The following is a 3,231-nucleotide window of genomic DNA, read 5'->3' on the forward strand; positions in this document are numbered from 1 at the left end:
GCCAATTGAATATTTCAGATAGACTTCCTCTTAGCTGATTAAAGTACTTTTTCATCTTTCGCAAATAATGAATATATAAGGCTTTAATCAGTCCTTTCAATATTTTTTATCGTGTACAGAGAAAATTTTTGATTGTGGGTTTACATTTAGTTTCTAGGTAAATAGTATTTGTGTAACGTTTTATAAATTGAATTTTTATATTGTGATTTTAGGAGTCAAAATAGCGATTATTTTAAAGTTTATTATTAGTTTATTTGCGATAATTAATCCATTTTCATTAGCTGGAGTATATCTTGATACTGTAAAACAATCAGATCGAAAAGAAAAAAATGCAATTGTCTCTATGATGATATTAGCATTTTTGGCGATACTTAGTATGATGGTGTGGTTCGGTGATGATATATTGTCAGTTTTTGGTATTAATCAAGATGCTTTTCGTGCTGGTGGTGGAGTAATTGTCTTGTTTTTTGGCTTGAGAATTTTGGGAGTATTAACACAGTCCGGGTCAAATGCTAATGTAAAAGCTGTTTCTGCTAGAGATTTGGCAGTTGTGCCTTTGGCTATACCTTTATTGGCAGGACCTGGGACAATAGCAACGGTAATTACAGAGTCTCATAAGTACTTTATTACACTTCAAGCAAAAATTATCGGTAATATATGCTTAGTATTTGTAGCAATTATATTATGGTTGTTTTTTAGGTATCTTCCTAAGATATCTGCATTTTTAGGAGAGCATGCTATAGATGTTATTTCAAAGGTTATGGGTTTGATGCTAGTTGCTATTTCGGTAGAAATGATTTTTGATGGAATCAAAGGTTTCTTTTATTAGTTTAAGAAGGAGAATAATATGATAAAGGTATTTGGGATAAATAATTGTACAAGTGTTAGAAATGCCCTCAAGTTTTTTGAAGAAAAGGGTAAGAAAGTTGAATATATAAATCTCAGACAAAAAAAACCTACTTGGCAAGAAATGAAAGAGATAAAACAAATTGGTAATTTTCAGGTAATAGACCTATTCAACTCTAAAGGTAAGCTTTTTACGGAAATGGGCCTTAAAGAAAAATTTGGTAGTTTGTCGGAGCAAGAAGCATTTGAGCTTTTAGTTACCGATGCCTTATTATTTAAAAGACCTCTAGTTGTAGATGGCAGCTATGCTAGAACTGGCTGGAATAAAAAAGAATACGAAGAAAAGTGGGGTTAGAATAATTTAAAATTTGAGATGTTTTATTCCGTTGCGTCAGATTTTGCTTTCTCAATTTGTGCATCCAGACTAGCTGCTTTTGAGAGATTTTGTTGAGCTTCAGCATCTAGAACACTTGCCTGATCTTTGTCATACTGAGACTTAGAAGTATCAGCCTTAGCTTCTTTATCAAGATTTCCAGCATCAGTTGTTAGTGTATTAGCTTGTAGTTGATCTTGTTTAGCCTGTTCGTTTAATTGGCTTTGTTGTTGCTCAAGATCTTCTAGCGCGCGCTCTTTTTTATTTGGACCGCATGAAGCAAGTAAACTTACGCATACAACAGAAGTAAATAATATTCCTGATAATTTTTTTATAGTCATTGGTTATATTCTCCTAACAGTTATTAAAATTAAATTGATACAAATTAATTGCTATCATTTTAATTATGCTAAATGAATATTTATTAGTAAATACTAAACAGTTAATTTTTTATTAAAAAAATGGCGATGCTTTAGTTCTTTAAGTAGATGTGCATTTAGAATAAATTAACGGCATGAAGAAACATGATTGCACAGAAAATTGTAATAATCCCGGCAGTAATATTTAGCTCTTTTCTATTGCAAAAAACAGATATTAAGAACCAAACTAAAATACCCGTAGCAATACCTGTTGATATTGATGATGCAAGAGTCATCATTATTATGGTGAAAAATGCCGGTGTAGCTTGAACAAAGTCGCTCCAATTAACATTTGCTACTTGTTGCATCATCATTATACCTATTAGTATTAATGCTGGAGAAATGACTTCTATTGGGATAGAGCTAATTAATGGTGATAGGAATAAAAATGGTAAAAACATTAAACCTGCAAAGATAGCTGTAAGACCAGAGCGAGCTCCTTGAGCAATACCTACACCAGATTCTACAACAACTGTAGATGGACTAGAGCCTAGTATGCCAGATACTGTAGCGCTTGTAGCATCAGCAAGGAAGGTTTTCTTTAGTTCTTTATCTCTGTGATTATGCTTTTTTTGCATACTTCCATATAAACTTGATATGGTTCCAGTACCATCAAAAAGACTTAAGAAGCAGAACGTGAATATTGTTGGTAAAATAGCAAATTTTAAGCCATTTGTGAAATCTATTTGACCTATCAAAGAGAAATCAGGAGCACTTATTGTAGTGGTTGGTAGAGCTATTATTTTTTCATGAGAAAAATGCTCTAAAGGTATAGAGAATATATAGCCTATTATGATTACTATGATAATTGGGGCAGGAATTTTTTTTATGAAAAGTATTACTAATAATATTAAACAGACCATAAATAATATGGTATGTGGATTGATGCTATTTAAACTTAATAAGCCTTCATTAGAAGTAATAAAGCCACTATTTATAAAGCCGATATAAGCAATAAAGAGTCCGATGCCAGCTCCTAGGGATTGCTTGATTGACTTAGGGAGACTTAGCATAATTTTTGTACGAATATTTAAAATTACTAATAAGCTAAATATTATTCCTGACCAAAATGTTGCACCTAATACGGTTTGCCATGGTAAGTGATACACTGATACAGCAGTATATGAGAAGAAAATATTCATTCCCATACCAGGAGCTACTACAAAAGGATTGCGTGTAAATAATCCCATAATTATGCTACCAAAAGCAGATACTAAGATTGTGCTTGTTACCAAAGCATTGCTAGGCATACCAGCAGCAGCTAGTATTTTTGGATTTACTACGATGATATAAGAAATCGCTAGAAAGGAAGCTAATGCTGCTAGGAATTCTTTTTTTATTGAGGTGTTATTTGTTTTTAGATCAAAGAATGATTCTATTGTTTTCAACATATTTTACAGCTAAATCACTAAAAGCTATATTGTAGTAATTAGTATGATAAAAGTCTATTTGGTTTTGATTTTTAGCTCTGTACACGATAATTTTTTCATATTTTAAGTTCCTTAGTAGTTTTATTGAATATTTTGAGACACAAGGAGAAATCATTGCTATAAAATCCAATTTTTTGAATAGCATTTACAATCATGTCTAGTC

General features: G+C 31.7%; 4 protein-coding genes. 2 read left to right on the top strand and 2 right to left on the bottom strand.

Annotated elements, in window-relative coordinates:
- The first annotated feature begins 187 nt into the window (after positions 1-187).
- Positions 188-829 (top strand): MarC family protein, encoded by a 642-nt coding sequence (locus F3D57_RS10060; protein WP_224728185.1) that lies wholly within the window; start codon positions 188-190, stop codon positions 827-829.
- Positions 830-847: 18 nt separating this feature from the next.
- Positions 848-1,201: an arsenate reductase family protein gene (locus F3D57_RS10065; protein WP_013922145.1), complete on the top strand. Its 354-nt coding sequence runs from the start codon at positions 848-850 to the stop codon at positions 1,199-1,201.
- A 23-nt stretch (positions 1,202-1,224) separates the two neighbouring features.
- On the opposite strand, the gene F3D57_RS10070 is transcribed toward F3D57_RS10065, so the two are convergent.
- Together F3D57_RS10070 and F3D57_RS10075 are read right to left on the bottom strand one after the other, a co-directional pair.
- On the bottom strand, positions 1,225-1,560 hold the full coding sequence (locus F3D57_RS10070; protein WP_150466154.1) for a hypothetical protein: 336 nt from the start codon (positions 1,558-1,560) through the stop codon (positions 1,225-1,227).
- A gap of 155 nt (positions 1,561-1,715) precedes the next feature.
- The gene (locus F3D57_RS10075; RefSeq protein WP_150466155.1) at positions 1,716-3,029 is read right to left on the bottom strand and encodes an NCS2 family permease; all 1,314 of its coding nucleotides are present in this window, start codon (positions 3,027-3,029) and stop codon (positions 1,716-1,718) included.
- Positions 3,030-3,231 lie beyond the last annotated feature (202 nt).

The sequence above is a fragment of the Francisella sp. SYW-2 genome (assembly GCF_008711475.1).
Taxonomy (GTDB): domain Bacteria; phylum Pseudomonadota; class Gammaproteobacteria; order Francisellales; family Francisellaceae; genus Francisella; species Francisella salimarina.

Coding starts and splice junctions, on each gene's coding strand:
- F3D57_RS10065 (WP_013922145.1), top strand. CDS start 848: ATGATAAAGGTATTTGGGATAAATAATTGTACAAGTGTTAGAAATGCC.
- F3D57_RS10070 (WP_150466154.1), bottom strand. CDS start 1,560: ATGACTATAAAAAAATTATCAGGAATATTATTTACTTCTGTTGTATGC.
- F3D57_RS10075 (WP_150466155.1), bottom strand. CDS start 3,029: ATGTTGAAAACAATAGAATCATTCTTTGATCTAAAAACAAATAACACC.